Origin of the sequence: Bradyrhizobium sp. TM233 (assembly GCF_036247965.1) — a bacterium.
Lineage (GTDB): Bacteria > Pseudomonadota > Alphaproteobacteria > Rhizobiales > Xanthobacteraceae > Bradyrhizobium > Bradyrhizobium ottawaense.
Window position 1 is genome coordinate 1 of the sequence record NZ_BTIG01000075.1, and the last position, 2,700, is coordinate 2,700.

At 63.9% G+C, this 2,700-nt stretch carries 1 pseudogene; it reads right to left on the bottom strand.

From position 1 onward, the window contains the following. Positions 1 to 2,446, bottom strand: a pseudogene (locus tag AABA86_RS33545) (efflux RND transporter permease subunit); the annotation flags it as partial. Positions 2,447 to 2,700: the final 254 nt, after the last annotated feature.

The window sequence follows — 2,700 nt, forward strand, 5'->3', positions numbered from 1 at the left end:
GTCGGCGATGCCGCCGAGGATCGGCGACTGCGCATTGCCGGCGGCGGTGATCGGCAGCGTCTGCAGCGCGCTGAGCGAATCGATCTGGTATTGCGGCGTCTGCATCACGATCGAGTAGGACACGCCGTTGTCGGGGTTGAGGTAGTAGGTCGGCGCCACCTGCGAGGAGCCGGCGAGATTGACCACGAGGCTGTTGGTGACGTCGCGCTCGGTCAGGCCGACATATTGCGCACGGGTGCGGTCGACATCGATGTTGAAGGTCGGCGCGTTCGGCGACTGCTGGATCCGTGCATCGGCAACGCCGGGAATCCTGCGGACCTTGGCCAGCAGATTGTTGGCGTAGACAAAATTGGCGGCAAGATTGGCGCCGCGGATCTGCAGGTCGATCGGCGCCGGCGCGCCGAAGTTCAGGATCTGGCTGACGATGTCGGCGGGAAGGAACGCGAAGCTGACGCCGGGGAACAGTCGCGGCAGCTGCTCGCGCAGCACCTTCACGTGCTCCTCGGTCGGCTTGTGGCCTTCCTTCAACTTGATCTGGATGTCGCCGTCCTGCGGGCCGATCACGCCGGTGTTGTTGTAGGTCATGTTGATGCCGGAGATCGGCATACCGATGTTGTCGGTCATGGTCTCGATCTCGCCCGGAATCAGCTTGCGGACCGCCTTCTGCACGTCGGCCAGCTGGTTGGCGGTCTCCTCGACGCGGGTGCCGACCTGGGTGCGGACATGCATCAGGATGTTGCCGGCATCGACCGCGGGAAAGAAATTGCGGCCGAGGAACGGCACCAGCGCGAAGGATATGCCGACCACGCAGAGGAAGCCGATCACGAACACCGCGCGATGCGCCAGCGCGAGGCCGAGGAAGCCATGGTAGCCGCCGCGGATGCGCTCGAACCGTGCCTCGAAGCCGCGCTGGAACCAGACGAGAGGATTGCGCGATTTCGGCGGCCCGCCTTCGTGATGGACATGCGCCTGCAGCAGATAGTTCGCCATGGTCGGCACCAGCGTGCGCGACAGGATGAACGACCAGATCATCGCGAACATCACGGCTTCCGCCATCGGCACGAACAGGAAGCGCGCGACGCCCGAGAGGAAGAACATCGGCACGAACACGATGCAGATGCACAGCAGCGACACGAAGGCCGGCGTCACGATCTGGTTGGCGCCGTCGAGGATCGACTGCTCGACCGGCTTGCCCTGCTCCAGATGGTAGTTGATGTTCTCGATCGTGACGGTGGCGTCGTCGACGAGGATGCCGACCGCGAGTGCGAGCCCGCCGAGCGTCATGATGTTCAGCGTCTCGCCGATCGCCGACAGCATGATGATGGCGCCCAGCACCGACAGCGGGATCGAGACCGCGATGATGATGGTCGAGNNGCCAGCTGCCGAGGAACAACAGGATCATGACGCTGGTGAGCAGCGCCGCGATCACGCCCTCGATCGCGACGCCTTGAATCGCGCCGCGGACGAACACCGACTGGTCGCCAATGAAGCCGATCTTGAGCGCGTCGGGGAGCTGGTCCTTGACGTCGATGACCTTCTGCTTGATGCCGGCGATGATGTCGAGCGTCGAGGTCGCGCCCGCCTTCAGCACCATCATCAGCACCGAGCGGTTACCGTCGACATGGACGATGTTGGTCTGCGGCGGATTGCCGTCGCGTACGGTGGCGACGTCGCGCACATAGACCATGGCGCCATTGACGGTCTTGATCGGGAGGTTGCCGAGCTCGTCGATCTTCAGTGGCGAGTTGTTGAGCTGGATGTTGTACTCGAACTGGCCGATCTTCTGGGTGCCGACCGGCGTGATCAGGTTTTGCGCGGCGAGCGCATTGGCGACGTCCTGGCCGGACAGGCCGCGGGCCTGCAGCGCGGTGGGATCGAGGTCGATCTGGACCTGGCGCTGCTTGCCGCCGAATGGATAGGGGATCGCAGCGCCCGGCACGGTGACCAGCGGCGTGCGCAGATTGTTGATGCCGATGTCGGCGAGGTTCTGCTCGGTGAGGCCATCGCCCGACAGCGCCACCTGGATGATCGGCACGGTGGAGGCCGAGTAGTTCAGGATCAAGGGCGGCGTCGCGCCCGGCGGCATCTGCTTGATCAGCGTCTGCGAGATCGCGGTGACCTGCGCGTTGGCGGTGCGGATGTCGACGTTGGGCTGGAAGAAGATCTTGATGATGCCAAAGCCGTTGTAGGAATTGGCCGTGATGTGCTCGATGTCGTTGACCGTGGTCGTCAGCGCCCGCTGGAACGGCGTGGTGATGCGGCCGGACATCTGGTCCGGCGGCAGGCCGGTGTACTGCCAGACAACGCCGATCACGGGAATGCGGATGTCCGGAAAGATGTCGGTCGGGGTCCGCAGCGCCGCGAGCGGTCCGATGATCAGCAGCAGAAGCGCGAGCACGACGAACGTATAGGGCCGGCTCAGGGCAATACGGACCAGAGCAATCATGCGCCAGGAAAATCCAGGTCAAGGAGGATACGGAATCTGCCCCCACGGCGATCCCTATTCCCCTTTACCCGAGCACCGCCGGAAACGCTAATAACCAGAACTATCCTGCATTCACTTCCCTGCTACCGCACTGCGAAATCGACATCGCAGCTATGCGGCGGCCTGTCTCAGGCGGCGCGGACCGCGTTCAGGAACTTGCCGACCTCAAGCTTGAGGCGATTGGAATCGCGCGAGAGCATCTGCGCCGCCGACAG